Here is a 20,142-nt window from a genome sequence, read left to right on the forward strand (position 1 = left end):
AGAACATCAGGCTTGAGCAATCGGAGTTGAGCGCATCCGCCAAGTCCTTGACGGTTCAAACTCATAAACCCATATCGCATTCGGCGCGGGCCGCCGCGGTCCCGCCGCTATCAAACTCAAATTGTTCGTTCGACTTGGAGGATCTTATGAACGATCGGATGTTCGACAGCCCCGTTTTCGTCAAGAGCGGAAACAGCCTCATCCAGGAAATCGCTTGCCTCGAGGACGCCCTGGAATTCCTCTATGAATGGCCCAAGAACCGGCGCGGGCCGATCTATGAAACGGCGCTGCGCGCCTGCCAGAGGGCCTTCGACAGCGGCTTTCCGCTGACGGCCGCCAGAGAGGCATTTTGCGGTTTCGCGAAATCCGCCCGAATCCATGAAGACGTGAGCACCACCCTGCCCTGGATGATCGGCAAAGGCCGCAAGGGCGGCGGGCTGACCGCCTAGCAGCGCCGCGGATCGAGGAGGTTGCGATGTTCGCCAAACCGTTCGAAAAACCAATCCGGGTTTGGGTAGGACTTGGATTTCCGCGTCAGTTGAACACCGTCGTGGACGCCTATCAATTCGCCATCGACTGGTGCGGCAACAGCCCCGAGCAGAAGGCGGCCATCCGTGCCTGCAGGGCTGCGCTCGCCGGGGATGTCGATGCGGAAACAGCGCGGGGCGTTTTCGTCGCCTTCGCGCGCAAGAAGGACATCCTCATCGAGGATGGCGCCATTCCCCCCATCCTGGGAAGTGCTCACCCAAAACATGCCTGACTTTATGAGGCGGCGGCCAGCGCCGCCTCACTCGTTTCAGGCGCGATCGCCGGTGGCGAAGCACCCGCGACGATCTTCACATTGTCCCCGAATAGGAACCAGATCGAGGCTGCCGCGTCATAGAGGCAGAGTCATTGTCGCGGTTCCGGAGTGACGTCGATGGTCAGGTTCCTAGTTGTCGTCGCGGTGGCGCTCGGCATTGCGTGCGGCGTCGCGCAGGCAGCGAGGCTGGAACCCGATGGCGTCAATCAAGCGCAATTCAGCGAGGGCGAACCCAAAGGCGTCAGCCCCATGCTGCTCAAGGCCCAGGTGCTTCTGGATCGCGCGCGCTTCTCACCCGGCCTGATCGACGGCCGTCTGTCGCAGAACTTCACCAAGGCGGTCGCGGCCTTCCAGGCGGCGAACGGACTGCCGTCCGACGGCAAGCTCACGCGGGAAACCTGGGACAAGCTCGCGTCCACTTTTGCCGGTCCGGTGATGAGGAGCTATGAGACGACCGCGAAGGATGCGCGCGGCCCCTTCACAAGGCGCATCCCCACCCGCATGGAGAGCATGGCGCATCTCAAGCGCCTCGGCTACCGTAACGCGCGGGAGAAGCTGGCCGAGCGGTTCCATATCAGCGAACAATTGCTGAGAATGCTCAATCCCAAAGCCGGGTTCAACAAGGCTGGCACGACCCTGGTGGTGCCCGATGTCGGCCGAAACGATCCGCCTTCACAGCTAGCCAGCGTCGAGATCGACAAGGCATCCCGCCAGGTGCGCGCGCTCGATGCGTCGGGCAAGGCGATCGCCGTCTACCCCGCCTCGATCGGCAGTGAGGAAAAGCCGGCGCCGAGCGGTGCGGCGGAGGTCAGGCGCGTGGTGCACAATCCGACCTATCACTACAATCCGAAATTCGCCTTCAAGGGGGTGAAGACCAAGCATCCCTTCACCATCGCCAAGGGACCAAACAATCCCGTCGGATCGGTGTGGATCGACCTCTCGATCGAGAGCTACGGCATCCACGGCACGCCAGACCCGGGCAAGATCGGCACCACCTTCTCGCATGGCTGCATCCGGATGACCAACTGGGACGCCGAAGACCTTGCCGCGATGGTCAAGCCGGGAACGAAGGTCGACTTCAAGGACGAGACGGCGCAGGACGGGCAAGCCCAGTGATTGCCTGCAGCTGATCCCGCCCACCGAAATCAGATGCTACGCTATTTCACCTTGATAACGACCTTGCCTTTCGCACGCCCCGTTTGGACGAAGGCCAATGCATCGCTCGTTTCCTCGAATGGGAATATCCGATCGATCACGGGGCGAATCGTCCCGGATTCGAGCAGAGGCGTCATCTTGCTCAGCTGATCGCCCTGCGCCCACATGAAAAGAAACGAATATTCGACGCCGGCGCGTTCGGCCTTCTTCCTGATGCCCCGGCTCAAGGCCCGCATGACCAGATTAAGCACCATGTTCAGGCCCAGCTTCCTGGCGAATTCGGCGTCCGGCGGACCCGAGATCGATATGAGCTTGCCGCCGGGTTTCAGGACACCCAGCGATTTTTCAAGCGTTTTGGCGTCCTGGCTGTTGATGACGACATCATAGCCCTTCAGAAGCTTCTCGAAGTCGTCTTTCCGGTAATCGACCACGATATCGGCGCCAAGGCTCTTCACCAGCGCCGTACTTGCGCCCGCGGTTGTCGCGATCATCGCGCCGAGATGCTTCGCCAGTTGGATGGCGAATGTGCCCACACCGCCCGACCCCGCCTGGATAAAGACCTTCTGGCCTCTCTTCAGACCGGCCTTTTCGACGAGCACCTGCCAGGCGGTCAGGGCAACGAGCGGAATCGAGGCGGCTTCCTCCATGCTGAGATTCTTCGGCTTCAGGGCGACGTCGGCTTCATTGATCGCGATGAACTCGGCGAATGTTCCCACACGGCCGTCGCGTGGCCGGGCATAGATCTCGTCGCCGGGTTTGAACTTGCGGACTTTCGATCCCACGCGAACGACGATCCCGGCAACGTCGTGCCCCAGGACGAAAGGTGGGCGGTAGCGTAGAAAGGGTTTGAACTCCCCGTCCCTGATCTTGGCGTCGAGAAGATTCACGCCCGCAGCGTGGATTTCGACCAGGACATCTTCGTCCTGCAGGGCCGGCGCCGGCACCTCGGCAAGCCGCAGAGCCGCCTTCTTCCCATATTTGTCGACAACAAAGGCTTTCATCATATTCGCTTTCTGAAACGGGTTCTTGATGTCCGGCAGACCGGATAGGTGCTGGATCCGGCGCGACGCCTGGTCTGTTCAGACCGGCAAGCGGAACTGCTTGCGCAAGGCCTTGTCGAACAGTTCGGCCGGCGCGTAGCGGCGCAGCAGGCTGACTTGCCGCGCCGCCTTGCCGGCCGTATAGCGCCGCTTCGGGCGCCTTTCGGTGGCTACCTTGACAACGACCTCCGCCACCACCTCCGGCGGGTCCGCCTTGGGCATCACCTCTCGCAGGAGCGCGTCGACGCCAGCCCTGGCCTGATCGTATTCTCTCATCACCGAATCCGGCTCGATCCCGTTCTGGTCGAACACGGTGCGGACGAATGCCGGTTCGATGACCGACACGCGAATGTTGAAGGCACGAATTTCATGGTCGAGCGATTCCGAATAGCCCTCGACGGCGTGCTTGACGGCTGAATAGTGCGCGGAGTACGGCGCGGGGACTACCCCCAGGATCGAGCCGATGTTGATGATGCGGCCGCCGCCTTGCCGCCGCATCGCCGGCAACACTGCATTCGTCATCCGCAAGACCCCAAACAGGTTTACATCGAACAGGGCCTGAACCTGCTCGATCGACGACTCCTCCGCGCCGGCCTGCAGTCCGATGCCGGCATTGTTGACCAGCAGGTCGATCCGGCCGGCCTTTGCGAGCACGGTCGAAACGAGTGCGTTGACGGACTCGGCGTCGGTCACATCGCAGCTCAGCATGGTCACCCGGTCGGGACTGTTGCTTATCGCCCGCCGGCTCGTTCCGAAAACGGTGAACCCCGCCCGCGCCAAGGCCTCGGCGCTTGCGCGACCAATGCCCGATGATGCGCCGGTCACAATGGCGGTCTTTCCAGAATGTTCGTTCACGTGATGCTCCAACTCGTCTAGCCTTTTTCCATTGAATAGATTATGATCATAATATCACATTACGATCATAATGCAATACTCGACTTGAAGGAGAGATCATGCGTTACGAAAAGGGCCGCAAGGACGCATCGCGCAGCCGCATCATGGAGGTTGCCGCCGATCGTTTTCGGGGCGACGGCATAGCAGCGACCGGACTTGCAAGCATCATGAGCGACGCCGGGCTGACGAACGGGGCCTTCTATCCGCATTTTCAATCCAAGGCGGCGCTTGTCCGGGAATGCGTGGCAACTGCTCTGGAGGGTCAGTCAGGCCAGATCGCGGAGGCATTGGCTTCCGGGGGCCTGACAACCGCCATAGATGCGTATCTGTCGGCGCCTCATCGAGACAATCCCGACAAAGGCTGCGCATCGGCGGCGCTTCTGCCGGAAATAGCGCGCGAGGCATCTGAAACACGCCAAGTCTATACCGAGCGCTTCATGACATTGGTCCGCCAGGTGTCGGCGGCACTTCCGCCGCAGACCGGGAATCCGGAGGCTGTAGCGCTGGGCATTTTCGCAACCCTCATCGGCGCCCTTCAACTGGCACGCGCCGTGGACGGGACAGAATTGTCGGACCGCATACTCGCGGCAGGAGCAGACGCCGCGCGGACGCTGATCCAGCCGTGATGGAGCGGCGATTGCAGACGGCGAAGGAGTTCGAAACGGATACTGAAGGCTCCGCAGCGCTAAGCCGAGAACGAAAGGCGAGACTGCCAGAACTGGTGCGCAATGGAGCCGACCATTGCGAGTTGGAGCCGCTGCATAAGCCCGATTTATCGTGACCCCTAATTTTTGAAGACGTTACAGCGCCAATCACCGCCTGTAGCTTCGACTACGGTTGTTCTCGGCTCGGTCGAAAATCGGTGGTTTGATGCAGACACATGCGCGGGTGGTGATCGTCGGCGGCGGGTGCGTCGGCGCGGGAATTCTCTACGGCCTGGCCAAGCGCGGCTGGACCGACGTGGCGCTGCTGGAGCGCACGCAGCTGACCGCCGGCTCGACCTGGCACGCGGCGGGGCTGATCCCGTCCTATGCCCGCAACATCAATGTCGGGCGCATGATCAACAAGACGATCGAGATCTATGAAGGACTGGAGGCCGAGACCGGGCAGCCGGTGGGCTGGCACAAATGCGGGCAGCTGCGCATCGCCAATTCGCGGGACCGGCTCGACGAGTTCAAGAGCTATATGAGCGTCGCCGAGGTGCAAGGCATGCGGGCGCAGTTGCTCACGCCCGACGAAGCGCGAAAACTCTGGCCGCTGCTCGACAACAAGGAGATGCTCGGCGCGCTCTACCACCCCGACGACGGCCATATCGCGCCGGCGGACGTCACACACGCCATGGCCAAGGGCGCGCGGGATCTCGGCGCCAAGGTCTATCTCAACACCGAAGCCAGCGGCTTCAAGCGGACCGCCAGCGGTGAGTGGCTGGTCGAGACCAACAAGGGCGAGATCACTTGCGAGCATGTGATTTGCGCCACCGGCAATTACGCGCGCCAGACCGGCGCGCTGCTCGGCATCGACATTCCGGCAATCCCGATCCTGCACCAGTACTGGATCACCGAAGCGGTGCCGGAGGTGGTGGAGCGCAAGCGCTCGGGCCGGCCCGAAATGCCGATCCTGCGCGACGAAGGGTTTGAGGGCTATCTGCGCGAGGAAGGCGATGGCCTGATGTTCGGGCCTTATGAGCGCACCGAGCATCTCAAGCTGTTCGCCGAGGACGGCGTTCCCGCCTGGTTCGGCGCCGACCTTCTCGAAGAGGATTTCGAGGCGGTGTCCTGGAACTGGGAACAGGCCTTGCGGCTGGTTCCGGCGCTGGGACGCGTCGGCATCAAGGCCAATGTGCGCGGGCCCTTCCAGATGACGGCCGACGAGCTGCCCTTGATGGGACCGGCCTGGGGCCTGCCCAATGTCTGGCTTGCCGAAGGCGTGCCCGGCGGCATCCTGTGGGGCGGGACAATAGGCTATTACCTGTCGGAGCGGATCGTCGAGGGCTCCAACAGCATCGACACCTCCGACCTCGACCCGCGCCGCTTCGGCGACTATGCCAACAAGGAATGGACGCGCCAGAAGGTGCGCGAGGCCTGGGGCACGCATGCGGAGCAGAAATATCCCGGACAGGACATGCCCGCCGCGCGGCCGCAGAAGACGGCGCCCTCCTATGACCGATTGACAGAACTCGGCGCTGTCTGGGGCGTGCTCAACGGCTGGGAGATGCCGAACTGGTTCGCGCGCGACGGCGTCGAGGCCAAGGACCAGTATAGCTGGCGGTGGACGCCCAAGGGGAACCTCGTCGGCGAGGAGGTGCTGGCGGTGCGCAACGCCGTCGGCCTGGTCGAGATGACGCCGATGACCAAGTTCGAGGTGTCCGGCCCGAAAGCCGCCCAATGGCTGGACCGGATCATTGCCAACCGCTTGCCCTCAGTCGGCAAGGTGACGCTGGCGCATCACCTGACGGCCAACGGTGGCGTGCAGGCGGAATATATGGTGGCGCGTCTCGGCGAGGACTTGTTCTACCTGATCTCGACGCCGCGGGCCGAGCGCTGGAACTTCGACGACCTGTCCAGGCCGCTGCCCGCCGACGGCAGCGTGGACTTGAAGAACGTCACCAACAATCGCGGCTGCTTCACGGTCGTCGGCCCCAAGGCTCGCGAGGTGCTGCAGCCGCTGACGGAGATCGATCTTTCCAACGAAAGCTTTCCGTGGTTCGGCGTCAAGACCGGCAGCGTGGCTCTGGCCAGCGACGTGCGGCTGCTGCGCGTCAACTATGAAGGCGAGCTCGGCTGGGAGCTCTATCACCCCCTGCCCTACCAACGGCAGTTGCTCGACGCGATCCTGAGAGAAGGCGAAAAACACGGCATGCGGCCGGTCGGACTGCACGCGCTGGAGTCGCTCAGACTCGAGAAATCCTATCGCGCCATGTATCGCGACATGAACCCGGAGCTCAACGCGCTGGAGAGCGGGCTGGAACGCTTCATCCGCCTCGACAAGGGCGACTTCGTCGGCCGCGAGGCGGTGCTGAGATACAAGGAGCGCAACGACCAGCGCCGGTCGGTCACGCTCAGGATCGATACGGACGGCGCCAGCACTTCAGCCAATGAGGGGCTCTACAGCGACGGCAAGTTGGTCGGGCGCATCACGTCGGGCGGCTATGGCTATGCGCTTGGGCATGATGTGGCGCTGGCGCTGCTGCCGGAGCGCTTTTCAAGGCCCGGCACGAAGCTCGACGTCGCGATCCTGGGCGACTGGAATGTCGCCGAGGTGATTGCGGACTCGCCTTACGATCCGACTTCGGCGAGGGCGCGGATGTAACAGGCGGGGCTTGCAAAGGCCCCGTTGCCGACGTGTCCTTCGGATGGAAACCCATATGCGCATCGAGCGGATCAACGTCTATTCGGCCCAATTGCCGGTCAAGAACGGCGTCTACCGCATGGCCAGCGCCGATGTGGAGGCGCTGGACTCCACACTGGTCGAGATCGTCACCGATGACGGCTTTGCCGGCTGGGGCGAGACCTGCCCGATCGGCCCGGTCTACCAGCCGCATCACGCGCTGGGCGCCCGCGCCGCCATCGCCGAGATCGCGCCCGGCCTCATCGGCGCGGAGGTCGCCTCGATCAGGCTGCTGGCGAAGCAGATGGACGAGCGGCTGAACGGACACGGCTATGCCAAGGCGGCCTTCGACATGGCGTTCCTCGACCTGCTCGGCCAAAAGCTTGGCGTGCCGGTCTCGACGCTGTTGGGCGGCGCGCTGACCGACCGCGTGCCGGCCTATTATTCGCTGATCGTCGGGGCGCCGGAGGAGACGGCACGCATCGCCGCCGACGAGGTGAAGGCCGGCTATCCGCGCCTGCAGGTGAAGATCGGCGGGCGCAATCTGGAAGAGGACGTCGCCGTCGTCCACAAGGTTTGGGAAGCGGTCGGCTACAGAGCGCGCATCGCGGTCGACGGCAACCGCGGCCTGACCGTGGCTGCGGCGATCCATCTCGACCGTCTCTGCCAGGCAATCCCCTTCGTCTTCGAGCAACTCTGCAACACGATGGACGAGATCGCGACGCTGAAGGGTCGCGTCACGCATCCGGTCTATCTCGACGAAAGCACCGAGGATCAGAACGCGGTGCTGCGGGCGATCTCGATGGGCATCGCCGACGGCTTCGGCTTCAAGGTGACGCGGCTCGGCGGCCTGACCAAGATGACGACGGTGCGAGACCTCTGCGCCATCCGCTCGCTGCCGCACAGTTGCGACGACGCCTGGGGCGGCGACATCATCGCGGCGGCCTGCGTGCATCTGGCCGCCACCGTCGAGCCCCGCCGCATGGAAGGCGCCTGGATCGCGCAGGAATACATCAAAGGCCATTTCGACCAGAAGCACCCGGTCGTCATCAAGCAAGGCCACATCGCCGTGCCGCAACGGCCGGGGCTCGGCGTGAAGCCGGAGCCCGGCATGTTCGGCAAGCCGGTGGCAATATATGGGCGGTAAGCAAAAGCGGCGCGGCCAGGTTCGCGGTTTCGGATTGCCGCGGGTGTAGCCGATAATTTTCAGCGCCGTCCCCCACTCCGTCTCGGCTCCGCCGAGCCACCTCTCCCCCCTCCGGAGGGAGAGGAAATAGTCAACGAAGAGGATCGTTCCGCCCTGTCCTGCGTTCTTGTGACACGCAACGGAGGAACGGCGATGGACGACGATCGGACCGAGAAGATCAGGCAGCGCGCCTATGAGATCTTTCAGCGCGAGGGCGGCATCCTCGGCAATCATGAACGGCACTGGCAACAGGCCGAATTGGAGATCGACCGCGAGGCGGCGCTGCCGCTGACGGCAGACGACGCGCTGCCGGAAACCCGCGAGATCGACAGCGCGGATGTGCTGACAGTGGAGGCGCTGGCCATGCGCACCGGCATTTCCGGCGACGAGGCGCAGGAACTGCTCGACCGGCTTGGCAACGATCGCGCGGCGATCGAGCAAGCGGCACGAGATCTGAGCGCGAAGCGGCGCAGCTGACAGATCTTCGGCGCGCTTATCTGCGCTCGACTGTGAGCACCACCGGCATGCCCCAGGGCACGTCCCGCGCTGCCTGCAGCAGCGAGACCTTGCCGTCCGTCACCTGGGCTTCCCACCGCGCACAGTGCTTCAGCCTATAGCTCCTGGAGCGAACGCTGAGACCGGCGATCGGACCGCCATCGAGGTTGAGCGCGGTCTTGATGTCGAGCCCGGCGCTGAGCAGGAAGGCCGCCAGCCTGTCGAGCGAGAAGAAGGCATCCCTGGTCGAGCCGACGATGATGCGGCCCTGGCGATCCTCGGCGATGAAGGTGCGGTTCGCCAGCCAGTTGCTCTTGGCGCGCACGGTATCGCGGCCATCCTCGGCAACGAGCAGAGGATAGGACACCATGGCGTTTTCGGCGCCGTCCAGCACCTGCCGCCAATCGCGACCGGCGAGGTCGACGACATGCGTGCCCGACGCATTGGCGACCCAGGCGCCGGCCTTGGCGTCATAGTCACGCGGACCGAGCCTTTCGCCCATGCTGACCAGGGGCGTATCGGCCTCGCCCTTGAGCCCGAAATAGCTGCCGTTGACGATCAGCACCGTGCCGCCCGGACCTTCGGAACTAAGGGCCGCTTCCCACTGGTCGATGTTCCTGGCGCCGTTCGGCTGGTTGCGGGCGACGAAGCGGAATTTGGCCGGGTCGAAGCGATTGAGATAGAGGCGGTCGACCTCCTGGCTTCCCGCGACAACCGGGATTTCGCTGACCTCGAAGCCCGGCTCCACGTCTTTCCAGGCGCTCTGCCCGGCGGCCACCGCGGGGATCGCCGGCTGCAAGGCAAGGCGCATCGCCGGCGAGAGCCGCACATCATCAGCCGCGACGTCAATCCAATAGCTGCCGCCCCGGCGAAGCAGGACATTCAGGCCATAGGCGCCATTCCTCTGCCAGACGAACCAGGCGCCCGAAATAAGGACGAGCATCAATATGACAGCGGCAATCGAAATGGCTTTACGCAATGAATTCTCCCCCATGCCCGTGGCGGCAAGCTGGCCGGCATTGTCGTCCGGATGATGTCGGATATGTGCAGGAACCGCGCAATAAGGCTGGCGATCACAGAGCCCCTGCCGCAATTCGGACGGAACCCGGGGTCGCATCGGCGGTTTCCTCTTTACACCACAGGAGATTCCGTCATGGACCACACCAGCCACGTAAGACTGACCAATGCCGAGCTCACGCCCGCCATCCTCGAAGGCGCCACCATCTACGGGCCGGATGACGAGAAGATCGGCTCGGTCGACCATCTGCACGGCAGCCAGGTCGTCATCGATGTCGGCGGCTTTCTCGGCATCGGCGCCAAGCCGGTGGCCGTTACCGCCAGCCAGCTCGATTTCATGCGCGACGAGGACGGCGACGTGCATGCCGTCACCAGCTGGACGAAGGACCAGCTGAAGGCGATGCCGGAGCATCGCGACTGACGCGTTGCGGTTTGTCAATGAATGAAGAAATCCGGGCCGGCGTTGTCGGCCCGTTTTTTTGCGCGCGGCAATATGTATCGTCGGCCTGACGAGCTTAAACGCAGATTCCGTTGAGCCGGTTCACACAAATCTCGCCTGCGTGAGACCGTTCAAGTCCGCGTCACAAGGTTCTGTTGTAGTTGCATCGCTCGGCGGCCTGCATCTGGCCGCGATGCGCAACGCGACGCTGGCCATAGCAGGACGATCCGCAGGCGATGATCCGGGTGATGCCGAGAGACATAACGGCGGTTGCGAGCGATGGGCCCTGCGGCTTCCAATCAGGCTTGCCCCGGTTCGTAGGCGACCTTCTCGCCATCCTCCTTGACGAACTCCCGCACCGGATTGTCGAGCAGCGGCAGCACCGCCTCCGACGGCCGGCACAGTCTTGTCCCCTTCGGCGTCTCGACGATCGGCCGGTTGATGAGGATCGGATGGGCAAGCATGAAATCGATCAGCTCGTCGTCACTCCATTTCGGATCGGCGAGACCGAGCTCGGCATAGGGCGTTCCCTTCTCCCGCAACAACTGGCGGGGTACGATCCGCATCGCCGCGATCAGTTCGAGCAGCCGCTCGCGGCTCGGCGGCGTCTTCAGATATTCGATCACCACCGGTTCCTCGCCGCTGGCGCGGATCATGGCGAGCGTGTTGCGCGATGTGCCGCAAGCGGGATTGTGGTAGATCGTGACCGTCATGGCTCTGCTTTCAGTGGGCGGGTTGCTGCACGGTTTCGGGCTTGAGCAGCCAGCCCATCAGCGCAAGCGCGATCAGGGCGCTGGGCGAAGGGCGCGACAGTCATTGCCGGGTCCCCTCGCCCGGCCGGCAGCAAGATGCGGCAAGCGCCGGCGCGCAGATTTCCGGGCGGCCCGAGCAGCAATCCTCCATCAGGAACCGGATCAGGCCGGACAGCGCGTCGTACTCGGCGCTGTAGACTATCGAGCGGGCATCACGCCGCGCGGTGACGAGGCCGGACCGTTCCAGTTCCTTGAGGTGGAAGCTGACATTGGAGGGCGAGACCTCGACCTGTTCGGCGAGCAAACCGGCGGCGATGCCGTCCGGTCCGGCAACGACCAACAGGCGAAGCAGGCGCAGGCGGGTTTCCTGCGACAGCGCGCCAAAGGCGATCAGGGCTTGACGTTCATCCACGTTTCAATAATCCTTGAAATATTGAAATGAGGAATAGCCGACATGCTGTCTTCTGACAATCACAAAAACGCCAACCCGATCGACCCCTCCGACCTGACCATCGGCGACCTGCTGAGCGCGCTGGCCGATTACAAGGACAGGCCGCTGGTGTTCCGCTATGACGGGCGGCCGGTTAAACCGGGCTATCATGTCACCGAGGTGAAGGCGGGGCAGTTCGCGGCGTTGGATTGCGAGGCCAATCCGGAATCCTGGTCGGAGATCTTCGTCCAGCTATGGGATGTGGACGAAGGCGGGCCGATCCATATGCCGGCCGGCAAGTTCGCGGCGATCATCCGCAAGGTCTCGGATCACGTGGCCCTCGACCAGTCGGCGAAACTGACTTTCGAGGTCAGCGACGGCGTCCGCCCGATGGAACTGCACCGGGCGGCCCAGCCAAGCGTCGTTGGCGGCGCCATCGAGGTCGAGCTTTCGCCGCGGCCGGCGAGTTGCAAGCCGCGTGACCGCTGGCTGAAGGAACAGGCGGCCGCGGGCAAGCCGTGCTGCGGAGAAAGCCGCTGCTGCTGACCCGGCGAACAGCGCCGCGCCCCGTCGCATCAGAATTTGATCAGGCCATTGGCCTGCAACAAATAGAGGCCCCCGAGAACGATAGCGATCAGCGCCACCCAAACGGCTGTCCTGCTCATGCGCGAAGTCCCAGTTGATCGGCCACATGAACGCACGCGCCACGGTTGCGTTCCCTATGTGCCGGGTTGCATGCCGCGCGGCAGGATCAAGTCACGAATTGCTGAGCGGCGGGCCGCGCGTCAGTCCTTCGGCGCATTGCTGTAGAGCGCCACGCCGATGCGATCATTGCGCCGCCACCGCACCAAGGCGCGATAGGTCGTATCGTCGGCTGGGACCTCGAGCAGGAAGCGCTCCGGGATCTGCGTATCGGCGGCAACGCGCAACTCCGCGCCCTGCTCGTGCTGATTTCTGACCGAGCAGCCGATCCTGACCGCACCGGCAATGATCGTGGCTTCCTTGAGCACGAATTCGCGCGCATGAAGACGGCGCTCGGTCTCGGGATAATTGGCCATATCCGACGGGCTCCTAAGACGAGGCTCTCCTCGCCACGGAGCGGCACCATAACAGCGAGGCGTTTCCGTTCCGTTAGCGATCGCTGAAACGACGGAGCAGCTCGATTTCCTACCCAACGGCCGTTGCGATTTGGCGGGGCGGCTTCGGGTTGCTTTGTTCGATCCGCTCGTTGTTTCCTTGCAAGAACCGAACAAGCGCAGCAGCGCGCGGCATAACTGCTCAATCTATCGATTGGGGCAGATGATCGCCGGCGCGACGCGAAAATCTAAGCCGCCTGTGGATATGGAACACAAAGGCTCGCCTTCGGCTATTAACAGGGGCTCAAACGTGCTTCGCTCAGTTAAAGCTTGGGAAGAAGAATAATGAAACTTAGGCTCGCTTTCGCGACAATCGTAGTAATTTCATTCTCGCCTTCGGCTGCTTGGGCCGCGAAGTCAAATATCGAGTATCTGGCTGGGCTGCCCGACGCCAAGTTAAATTTGGCCGCTACAATCGCCGGCAACCTCGTCGGTGTGATGAAAAAGTGCCCGGCGCTGAGGCTAAATGAGGATGGAAAAGCTATGATAGCTGTTCCCGTCCTTTTGTATGACGGGATAGACAAACACCTGACGTCGAATCCCCCCAAGTTCAAGAGGGCTGTACGTACCTATGAAAGAGCTTTCGCGATGGCGGCCCAGAGAGGGGACAATTGCCAGACCGAGAAGGCTAGGTACCCAAAGCTTTACCGGTAGATGCATGGCAATGAAGATGTACGCGATCATGAGGATGCATGCCCCGCCATTCTGCGGCGCCTCGCCATCGCATCGACTGCTTCCTTGATCGTCTGCTGGCCGCCCGCATGCGGGATCAGTTGTGCCTGAATGTCTAGCCGCGGGCGATCACCCCGCTCGCATGCAGCACCCAGCGGCGGCCGTCGCTGCGGAACTCGGTGAGCGACAGCGGCTCGATGTCGATCTTCCAAACCGAGGAGAGCGACGCGCCCAGCACATGCACGATGGCGGCGCGGATCGGTACGGCATGGGTGAAAGCGATGGTGTGGCCGCCCTCGCCGGCCAGCCGCTCCATCAGCGCAGCGCCGCGCCTGGCGACGGCGGCAAGCGATTCGCCGCCATGGGGCGCGGCATCCGGATTGGCAAACCAGGCCGCCATGGCTTCCGGGTCTTCGGCCTGCATCGCCTCGAAGCTTTTGCCGGCCCAGCGGCCAAAATCCTGCTCGGCAAGCAGCGGCTCGACCGTCGCATTAAGGCCAAGCGCCTCGGCCGTCCTGCGCGCGGCAAGCGCCGGACTTGTCCAGACGCGGTCGGCCCGGCGCAGCGACGAAGCGAGCGCGCCGGCGCGGTCGAAGGCGCTCGGCTCCGGCGCCTCGTCCATTGGGAAGCGGCCCTTGCGCGTGGCCTGCGTCGCGCCGCTTGCGATCATCGTCAGGCGGGCGAACATCCCAAAACTCCTTGGTCCAGTGAAATTTCGGCCGCGCGAAGCCGCGTTGGCCATTACATGTCGTTGACAGGCGAACGAAGTGCTGACAAGTGTTTTAGCGCTATACGGGATTGGAAGCCGGTGCGAGTCCGGCACGGTCGCGCCACTGTGATCGGCACCCGCCGAAAGTCAGGCCTTATTCCGCAGCATAGTTGGATCAACGGGACGCAGCATCCCACAGGAGGTCAAATTGTCCGACACCACCTTCGCCCCGACCTACGGCCCGGTTGCGATTCCCGTCCGCGAGCTTCTGCCCTGGGCCATCTTCGCCGGCCTGATGCTGATGCTGGCGATCTATTTCGTCGGCGCGGAAGAAGGCGCGACGTCGCTGATCCGTGGCACGGCGGTGCACGAATTCGTGCATGACGGCCGCCACCTGCTCGGCTTTCCCTGCCACTAGGAACGGTTCAGCGAAGGCTGAACCGTTCTAGGTTTTGGTCTAACGCAATTCCGGACGGAAAACCGTTGCACACTTTTCCTGGAATTGCTCTGGAGCAGTTCGGCATCGCTGAGCCGTTCTGAGTTTTGGTCTAACGCAATTCCGAACGGAAAAACGCTTCGAATTTTTCCGGGAATTGCTTGAAGGGACTCTGACATGGTCGGAAAACTCTTGCTGCGCGGCATGCTTGTCGGGCTGGTGGCGGGGATTCTGGCGTTTGCTTTCGCCCGCGTCTATGGCGAGCCGCAGGTCGACAAGGCGATCGCCTTCGAGGAACAGCAGGCCCAGGCGGCCGGCGAGGCGCCGGAGCCCGAGATGGTCAGCCGCGCCACGCAGGCAGGCATCGGTCTTGCAACCGGCGTGCTGGTCTATGGCGCGGCGCTCGGCGGGCTGTTCTCGCTGGTCTTTGCCTATGCCTATGGCCGGTTGGGCTCGCTCGGTCCGCGCAGCACTTCGGCGCTGCTGGCGCTGCTCGGCTTCCTTGCCGTTATCGTGGTTCCGAGCCTCAAATACCCGGCGAACCCGCCCGCGGTCGGCAATCCCGAAACCATCGCCTACCGCACCGAATTGTTCTTCATCATGATCGTCATCTCGATCGCGGCGATGGTGGCGGCGGTCGGCCTGGCTCAGCGGCTGTGGAGCAGGCTCGGCGCCTGGAACGCCTCGATCGTGGCCGGGCTCGCTTTCCTGGTCGTCTTCGCGCTGGTGAAGGCGGCCCTGCCCGACATCAACGAAGTGCCGGAAAACTTCTCGGCGACGGTGCTCTGGCAATTCCGCGTCGCCTCGCTCGGCATCCAGCTGGTGCTGTGGGCCGTCGTCGGCCTCGGCTTCGGCGCGGCTGCCGAGCGCGTGGTCGCGGCGCGCGACCAGCGCGGCCCTGCCCGCCGCTACGCTTGAACTCCCATGCGTTGGCCGCCACGGTTTTTCGCCCTGGCGGCCAAAGCGGCTCAACGGTCGACACGACCGCTGAGCCGCTTTGGTCTTTTGTTTTCTCGCAATTCCGGACGGAAAACCGCGGCACACTTTTCCTGGAATTGCTCGGTTGCAATGCTGCTCGCCCTGCTGGCGGCGGCATCGGCGCAGGCGCATAGCGGCTCGTCGGCTCCGCCTTCCCCGGGCATCCAGATCCCCAGCCTGACCCATGGCCAGATGGCGGTGATCGCGCGCTATCGCGGCGACATCCTCGACCTTGCCCAGCGCCAGACCGTGACCGACCCGACCTTCAGGCGGCTCTACAATCACGGCAATCTGCAATTCACCTACTGCCTGTGGGGCCTTATGCCGGGAAGCCTCGGCGACGAGGAAAGCCCCTTCAACGAATGCAGCCACGCTTATCTCGCCACCGCCAAGGCGCTGCTTGCCCATATGGCGACGATGCCAGCGGCCGAACGCGAGGCGAAGGCGCTGATCTCCGACATCGACGCCGACATGGTGCGCAGCGGCGCGTCCTGGATCCTTTGCCAGTATAGCGGCGAGGCCTTCAGCACCGGCGCGGTGATCGAGCCGAGATGGCGGGATATGGTCTTCCATCTGCCGAGCCTGGCGGTGTTCCTTGCAACCATTGCCGCGCTGATCGGGGCCGGCTGGTCGATCTTCGGCGCGCAACGGGTACGCGCTGTTTCACCGACTCGGGCCGGCTAACCGCGTCGAGATACCAGGCGAGTAACGCGGCTTGTTGCGCTGCGCGGATCGCGCCAGGCAGCGCGGCTACTTCGAGCGCACCCCATAAGCGGCAAGGAACGCTTCGACCGAGGCATCGGCGTGGCGCTCAAGGTCGGCTTTCGAGCGCGGGTTGCTTCCGGTGAACATCGCTTCGTTCATCGGGATCCAAAGCAGCATTCCAAAGAAATGGCTGGCCGCCAAACGGGGATCGCCGGTCTGCAACAGGCCTCGGCTGGTGAGCTTTTGAAAGCACTCCGCCACCGAGGCAAGCATGCGCTCAAAGCCTTTGTCGTACCAGCTGCGGCCAAGCTGCGGCATCCGATCGGCATTGGCGATAATCAACCGCCGGAGCTTCAGCAACTCGTCGTTCATCAGCGTCGTGGTCAATCGCCGGGCAAGCTGCTGCAGGCCGCCCTCCAGGAATTTTGCCTCGGAAAGCAATATCGTAACGGACTCGACTACGTCGTTGACCTGAGAAGCGGTTGACTCAACGACTTCGCTGAAAAGCGTCTCCTTGTCCGTGAAATGCTTGTAGACAGTCTGCTTGGAAGCGCTCGCCCTCGTGGCGATCTCCTCCATGCTGGTCCCATCATAGCCCTTGGCGATGAACGCGGCGGTCGCCGCCTCGATGATCTCACGATCCTTGCGGGCCGATCTGGTCTCAACAGCAATTTTCATAGCGCCCCTCTATCAGTACTAGACGGTACCGTTCCCGCATGATAGCCATCGCTCTACAGTACTAGACTGACTAGTACCCGTAATTGAAACGGAGGTTTCAACCCGATGACCCAGATGCTCTTCCTCAATCTGCCAGTGCGCAATCTACAGGCAGCAACCAAGTTTTATCTCGCGATCGGCGGCACGCTCAACCCGCAGTTCTCAAGCGACCAGGCCAGCTCGATCATGTTCTCCGAATCGATCGGGGTCATGTTGCTGACGCACCAGCACTACAGCCAGTTCACGGCCCGGCCGATCGGCGACGCCAAGCGCGAGAGCCAGGTGCTGATTGCGCTGACCGTCGACAGCAAGGACGCGGTCAATACGGTCATCGAGAAAGGCGTTGCGGCAGGCGGCCGCGCCGATCCCAACCCGCTGCAGGACCTCGGTTTCATGTTCAACCGCCACATCGAAGACCCGGACGGCAATGTCTGGGAGTTCCTGTGGATGAACCCCGCAGCCATGCAATAGACCGTCCGTATCGCCCTATGCCCGAATGACGCCCTGGAAGCGGCGGGGCACCCGCTCGGTCGCTCCCGTGTTCGGACCAAGCCCGACGCCGTCCTCGACTTGATATCTCGGTGCATGCGCCAATGCGGTCGCCGGTCCGGCTAGCGCATTGCGGCGAGCCGGCGAAACCATCAGCCGTTGGCAGGCGCTGGGCGTCTCACCCATGCGCGTGCTCGTGGTGATGCCCTTCCGGCTCGGCCATGGCGAAAGGCAGGTCCTCGCTGTCCTGACCGGCCGCCAGTTGCAGCCTGGCGCTGAACTCGTGCGGCTCGGCCGGCGCGACAAGGCTTTGCAGATAATGATGGTCGCCGCCGACCGGCGACAGCGGCAGGCTTTCGACGGCCCCGCCGGCGCGTTCGATGGCGACGTTCGCCCGCAAGCCCTCGGCATGGCGCGAGAGGCGCAGCCGCATGCGCTCGCCCTGCGGCGTGTCGACAATCTCGAGCAGCCCGCTGGCCAGCTTGCCCGACACCAGGAACGGGTCAGGCGCGTGGTGGCCACCCTCGGCCTCGGGCGCGGCAAAGCGCACCGTGGCGACGTCGAGCGCGGGAATGTACGCGAAGAGCTCGGCCTTGAGCGAAGCGGCGATGTTGTTGGCGGCGGCGAGCAGCAGCCCGTCATTGACCGCGATCTCCACATCGACATGCAGCTTATGGCCGAGCCAGCGGGCCTTCGCGTCGACCACCCTGTCGATCCCGGCGACATGTGCGGCGGCGTGATGAACCTCGTCGACCAGCCCCGGCTCCACGCCGTCGAGCATGCGCGTCAGCACGGAACGCGCCGACTGCCAGACGATGCCGAAAATGGCGATGGTGATGACGAGGCCAATGATCGGATCGGCGAGCGGGTAGCCAAGCCAGACGCCGATCGCGCCGGCAACGACGGCAAGACTGGTCAGCCCGTCGGTGCGCGCGTGGTAGCCATCGGCGATCAGGGCCGCGCTGTTGATCTGACGGCCGACGCGGATGCGGAAGACGGCCACCGCCTCATTGCCGAGGAAGCCGATGATGCCGGCAGCGGCCAGCCAGCCCAGGAACCGCACCGGCTGCGGATCGAGCAGGCGATCGATCGCTTCGTAACCGGCCACGAGCGCGCTCGCCAGGATGATCAGCACGATGACGATCCCGGCAAGATCCTCGACGCGACCGAGGCCGTAGGTGAACGTTCGGGTCGGCCTGCGTCGCGCCAGCACGAAGGCAATCCAGAGCGGAATGGCGGTCGTCGCGTCGGCGATGTTGTGGATGGTGTCGGCAAGCAGCGCCACGCTGCCCGAAAAGACGACGACGGCGAGCTGCAGCGCGGCCGTTATCGCCAGGATGACGAACGACCATTTGATCGCCCAGATGCCGCGCTCCGTCGTGGCGATCGTGGCGTCGATCACGCCATGCGTGTGCCCATGCGGCCCGTGATGGTCATGCAGCTGTTCGCCATGGTCATGCCCGTGCGAGCCGAAGCCGAACCAGTCGAGAATCTTCGTCAACATGAGCCGCCTCACAGATATTTGGTGAGCTGCTTCAGCTCTTTCAGCATGTCCCGGGTCGGCTCGCCGCCCTCGACAAGGCAATGCTCCATATGGTCGTGGATCAGCTCTCGCTTGGCGTTGCCGACGGCGCTTTCGACGGCATGGAGTTGTTGCGCGAGATCCAGGCAGGAACGGCCCTGCTCGAACATGGTGAGCACCGCGGCGAGATGGCCCTGCGCGCGCTTGAGCCGGGCGATGATGTCGGGATGGGAGCTGTGTATCGTCATGGCCAGATCCTATCCCCCAGGGTAGGATACGGCAACCAAGGAAAGGACTACGTCCCACCGAGTGGGCGGATGCGCCGATCCCGAAATTCAATGATGATATCGGTCGGGCCGATCAGGCCGACTTGCGGGCAGGCCTGGCTTTCGAGGGCGCCTTGATGCCTTCCCTGGCGAGGCTCTTCCTCAGCACCGAGGCGAGGTCGACGACATTTTCCTTTGGCGGCGGCGCGGCCTTCGGCGGTTTCTTACCCTTGCGCTTGGCATCGATCATCGCGATCAGCGCATCCTCGTAAGTGTCCTCGAATTTCGAAGGATCGAACTTCGTCACCTTCTTGTCGATCAAAAGCTCGGCAATCTCGAGCAGGTCCTTGTCGTATTTCGGTGACGTCAGGTCTTCGAAGACGCTCTTTTCCGAGACCATCTCGTTGCGGGTGCGCAGTTCGGTGAGCAGCATGCCCTTGCCGAAAGGCTGGATGACAACCTCGCGGCCGCGCTGATAGAGCACCACGCAGGATCTTGCGGCGACGCGCTTCTTCTTCATCGCCTCGCGCAGCACACTGAAGGCCTCGAGCGCGGCGCCATCGGCGGGGATGAGGTAATAGGGCTTTTCCAGATAGCGGGTGTCGATGTCGTCAAGGGCGACGAACTCGTCCACCTCCAATGTATGCGCCGAGGTGAGTTTCAGCTTCTTGATCTCATCCGGCTCGATCTCGATGAAATCGTCCTTCTCCAGCTCGAAGCCCTTGGTCTGGCCCTGGGTCTCGACGACATCGCCGGTCTGCTCGTCGACATAGGCGCTTTTCACCGGCAAGCCGTCCTTACGGTTCAGGATCTTGAAATGAACTTTTCCGGTTTCGCTGGTCGCGCCGACCAGCTTCACGCCGCATGAGACCGACCCGACCTTCAGAAAACCCTTCCAGACCGCGCGTGGCGCAACCATGTGCCATTCCCGTTGTCGTTGCGATCAACAGGAACATCTGGCTAGCCGTGTGGTTC

General features: G+C 63.3%; 25 protein-coding genes and 1 riboswitch. Of the genes, 14 read left to right on the plus strand and 11 right to left on the minus strand.

What is annotated here, in order from left to right:
- Positions 1-146: 146 nt before the first annotated feature.
- The 3 genes from CK230_RS03750 (at position 147) to CK230_RS03760 (ending at position 1,918) form a co-directional block, all read left to right on the plus strand.
- Entirely contained in the window at positions 147-449 is a 303-nt protein-coding gene (locus CK230_RS03750) for a DUF982 domain-containing protein (protein ID WP_095815878.1), read from the plus strand.
- A gap of 26 nt (positions 450-475) precedes the next feature.
- Positions 476-760: a DUF982 domain-containing protein gene (locus CK230_RS03755; RefSeq protein WP_095815879.1), complete on the plus strand. Its 285-nt coding sequence runs from the start codon at positions 476-478 to the stop codon at positions 758-760.
- Positions 761-919: 159 nt separating this feature from the next.
- A complete protein-coding gene (locus tag CK230_RS03760) occupies positions 920-1,918 on the plus strand; it encodes a L,D-transpeptidase (RefSeq protein WP_095815880.1) in 999 nt (332 codons plus the stop codon).
- Between the two features lie 41 nt (positions 1,919-1,959).
- Here the strand turns inward: CK230_RS03760 and CK230_RS03765 are convergent, their stop codons facing one another.
- Both CK230_RS03765 and CK230_RS03770 read right to left on the minus strand, forming a co-directional pair.
- On the minus strand, positions 1,960-2,958 hold the full coding sequence (locus CK230_RS03765; RefSeq protein ID WP_095816398.1) for an NADP-dependent oxidoreductase: 999 nt from the start codon (positions 2,956-2,958) through the stop codon (positions 1,960-1,962).
- A 78-nt stretch (positions 2,959-3,036) separates the two neighbouring features.
- Entirely contained in the window at positions 3,037-3,852 is an 816-nt protein-coding gene (locus tag CK230_RS03770) for an oxidoreductase (protein WP_095816399.1), read from the minus strand.
- A gap of 98 nt (positions 3,853-3,950) precedes the next feature.
- Between CK230_RS03770 and CK230_RS03775 the strand changes: the two genes are divergently transcribed.
- The 4 genes from CK230_RS03775 to CK230_RS03790 all read left to right on the plus strand — a co-directional run bounded on the left by CK230_RS03775 (position 3,951) and on the right by CK230_RS03790 (position 8,881).
- The gene (locus CK230_RS03775) at positions 3,951-4,517 is read left to right on the plus strand and encodes a TetR/AcrR family transcriptional regulator (protein WP_095815881.1); all 567 of its coding nucleotides are present in this window, start codon (positions 3,951-3,953) and stop codon (positions 4,515-4,517) included.
- 244 nt (positions 4,518-4,761) lie between these two features.
- On the plus strand, positions 4,762-7,200 hold the full coding sequence (locus tag CK230_RS03780; RefSeq protein WP_095815882.1) for an FAD-dependent oxidoreductase: 2,439 nt from the start codon (positions 4,762-4,764) through the stop codon (positions 7,198-7,200).
- Between the two features lie 55 nt (positions 7,201-7,255).
- Complete coding sequence (locus CK230_RS03785; protein WP_095816400.1) at positions 7,256-8,365, plus strand: mandelate racemase/muconate lactonizing enzyme family protein; 1,110 nt, start codon at positions 7,256-7,258, stop codon at positions 8,363-8,365.
- A gap of 192 nt (positions 8,366-8,557) precedes the next feature.
- Positions 8,558-8,881 carry a DUF2934 domain-containing protein gene (locus CK230_RS03790; protein ID WP_095815883.1) on the plus strand — a complete coding sequence of 108 codons (324 nt, stop codon included), beginning with the start codon at positions 8,558-8,560 and terminating at the stop codon, positions 8,879-8,881.
- A gap of 16 nt (positions 8,882-8,897) precedes the next feature.
- Here the strand turns inward: CK230_RS03790 and CK230_RS03795 are convergent, their stop codons facing one another.
- On the minus strand, positions 8,898-9,878 hold the full coding sequence (locus tag CK230_RS03795; protein ID WP_245429812.1) for a phosphodiester glycosidase family protein: 981 nt from the start codon (positions 9,876-9,878) through the stop codon (positions 8,898-8,900).
- 174 nt (positions 9,879-10,052) lie between these two features.
- Here CK230_RS03795 and CK230_RS03800 point away from each other — a divergent pair, with 174 nt between their 5' ends.
- Entirely contained in the window at positions 10,053-10,337 is a 285-nt protein-coding gene (locus tag CK230_RS03800; RefSeq protein ID WP_095815885.1) for a photosystem reaction center subunit H, read from the plus strand.
- A 317-nt stretch (positions 10,338-10,654) separates the two neighbouring features.
- Here the strand turns inward: CK230_RS03800 and arsC are convergent, their stop codons facing one another.
- Positions 10,655-11,068 carry an arsenate reductase (glutaredoxin) gene (arsC, locus tag CK230_RS03805; RefSeq protein ID WP_095815886.1) on the minus strand — a complete coding sequence of 138 codons (414 nt, stop codon included), beginning with the start codon at positions 11,066-11,068 and terminating at the stop codon, positions 10,655-10,657.
- A 100-nt stretch (positions 11,069-11,168) separates the two neighbouring features.
- Positions 11,169-11,519, minus strand: coding sequence for a metalloregulator ArsR/SmtB family transcription factor (locus CK230_RS03810; RefSeq protein ID WP_095815887.1), 351 nt, complete (start codon positions 11,517-11,519; stop codon positions 11,169-11,171).
- Between the two features lie 42 nt (positions 11,520-11,561).
- Between CK230_RS03810 and CK230_RS03815 the strand changes: the two genes are divergently transcribed.
- Positions 11,562-12,083: a DUF6428 family protein gene (locus CK230_RS03815; RefSeq protein WP_095815888.1), complete on the plus strand. Its 522-nt coding sequence runs from the start codon at positions 11,562-11,564 to the stop codon at positions 12,081-12,083.
- 239 nt (positions 12,084-12,322) lie between these two features.
- On the opposite strand, the gene CK230_RS03820 is transcribed toward CK230_RS03815, so the two are convergent.
- Positions 12,323-12,595, minus strand: coding sequence for a PilZ domain-containing protein (locus CK230_RS03820; RefSeq protein ID WP_095815889.1), 273 nt, complete (start codon positions 12,593-12,595; stop codon positions 12,323-12,325).
- A 363-nt stretch (positions 12,596-12,958) separates the two neighbouring features.
- On the opposite strand from CK230_RS03820, the gene CK230_RS32990 reads away from it, so the two are divergent.
- Positions 12,959-13,327, plus strand: a complete 369-nt coding sequence (locus CK230_RS32990) for a hypothetical protein (RefSeq protein WP_176480001.1) — start codon at positions 12,959-12,961, stop codon at positions 13,325-13,327.
- Positions 13,328-13,460: 133 nt separating this feature from the next.
- On the opposite strand, the gene CK230_RS03830 is transcribed toward CK230_RS32990, so the two are convergent.
- Positions 13,461-14,033, minus strand: a complete 573-nt coding sequence (locus CK230_RS03830; protein WP_095815890.1) for a histidine phosphatase family protein — start codon at positions 14,031-14,033, stop codon at positions 13,461-13,463.
- 85 nt (positions 14,034-14,118) lie between these two features.
- Positions 14,119-14,263, plus strand: a riboswitch (adenosylcobalamin (AdoCbl) riboswitch).
- On the opposite strand from CK230_RS03830, the gene CK230_RS03835 reads away from it, so the two are divergent.
- The 3 genes from CK230_RS03835 (at position 14,263) to CK230_RS03845 (ending at position 16,152) form a co-directional block, all read left to right on the plus strand.
- Positions 14,263-14,472, plus strand: coding sequence for a CbtB-domain containing protein (locus CK230_RS03835; protein WP_095815891.1), 210 nt, complete (start codon positions 14,263-14,265; stop codon positions 14,470-14,472). It overlaps the preceding riboswitch by 1 nt.
- A 195-nt stretch (positions 14,473-14,667) precedes the next feature.
- Positions 14,668-15,408 carry a CbtA family protein gene (locus tag CK230_RS03840; RefSeq protein WP_095815892.1) on the plus strand — a complete coding sequence of 247 codons (741 nt, stop codon included), beginning with the start codon at positions 14,668-14,670 and terminating at the stop codon, positions 15,406-15,408.
- Between the two features lie 150 nt (positions 15,409-15,558).
- Complete coding sequence (locus tag CK230_RS03845) at positions 15,559-16,152, plus strand: hypothetical protein (RefSeq protein WP_245429813.1); 594 nt, start codon at positions 15,559-15,561, stop codon at positions 16,150-16,152.
- Positions 16,153-16,218: 66 nt separating this feature from the next.
- Here CK230_RS03845 and CK230_RS03850 read toward each other — a convergent pair whose 3' ends face one another.
- Positions 16,219-16,851, minus strand: a complete 633-nt coding sequence (locus CK230_RS03850) for a TetR/AcrR family transcriptional regulator (protein ID WP_095815893.1) — start codon at positions 16,849-16,851, stop codon at positions 16,219-16,221.
- A 105-nt stretch (positions 16,852-16,956) separates the two neighbouring features.
- On the opposite strand from CK230_RS03850, the gene CK230_RS03855 reads away from it, so the two are divergent.
- The gene (locus CK230_RS03855) at positions 16,957-17,361 is read left to right on the plus strand and encodes a VOC family protein (RefSeq protein WP_095815894.1); all 405 of its coding nucleotides are present in this window, start codon (positions 16,957-16,959) and stop codon (positions 17,359-17,361) included.
- Between the two features lie 196 nt (positions 17,362-17,557).
- Here the strand turns inward: CK230_RS03855 and CK230_RS03860 are convergent, their stop codons facing one another.
- The 3 genes from CK230_RS03860 to CK230_RS03870 form a co-directional block, all read right to left on the minus strand.
- Positions 17,558-18,883 (minus strand): cation diffusion facilitator family transporter, encoded by a 1,326-nt coding sequence (locus CK230_RS03860; protein ID WP_095815895.1) that lies wholly within the window; start codon positions 18,881-18,883, stop codon positions 17,558-17,560.
- A gap of 8 nt (positions 18,884-18,891) precedes the next feature.
- A complete protein-coding gene (locus CK230_RS03865) occupies positions 18,892-19,149 on the minus strand; it encodes a metal-sensing transcriptional repressor (RefSeq protein WP_095815896.1) in 258 nt (85 codons plus the stop codon).
- A gap of 112 nt (positions 19,150-19,261) precedes the next feature.
- Positions 19,262-20,086 carry a Ku protein gene (locus CK230_RS03870; RefSeq protein WP_095815897.1) on the minus strand — a complete coding sequence of 275 codons (825 nt, stop codon included), beginning with the start codon at positions 20,084-20,086 and terminating at the stop codon, positions 19,262-19,264.
- Positions 20,087-20,142 lie beyond the last annotated feature (56 nt).

Origin of the sequence: Mesorhizobium sp. WSM3859 (assembly GCF_002295065.1) — a bacterium.
GTDB lineage: Bacteria > Pseudomonadota > Alphaproteobacteria > Rhizobiales > Rhizobiaceae > Mesorhizobium.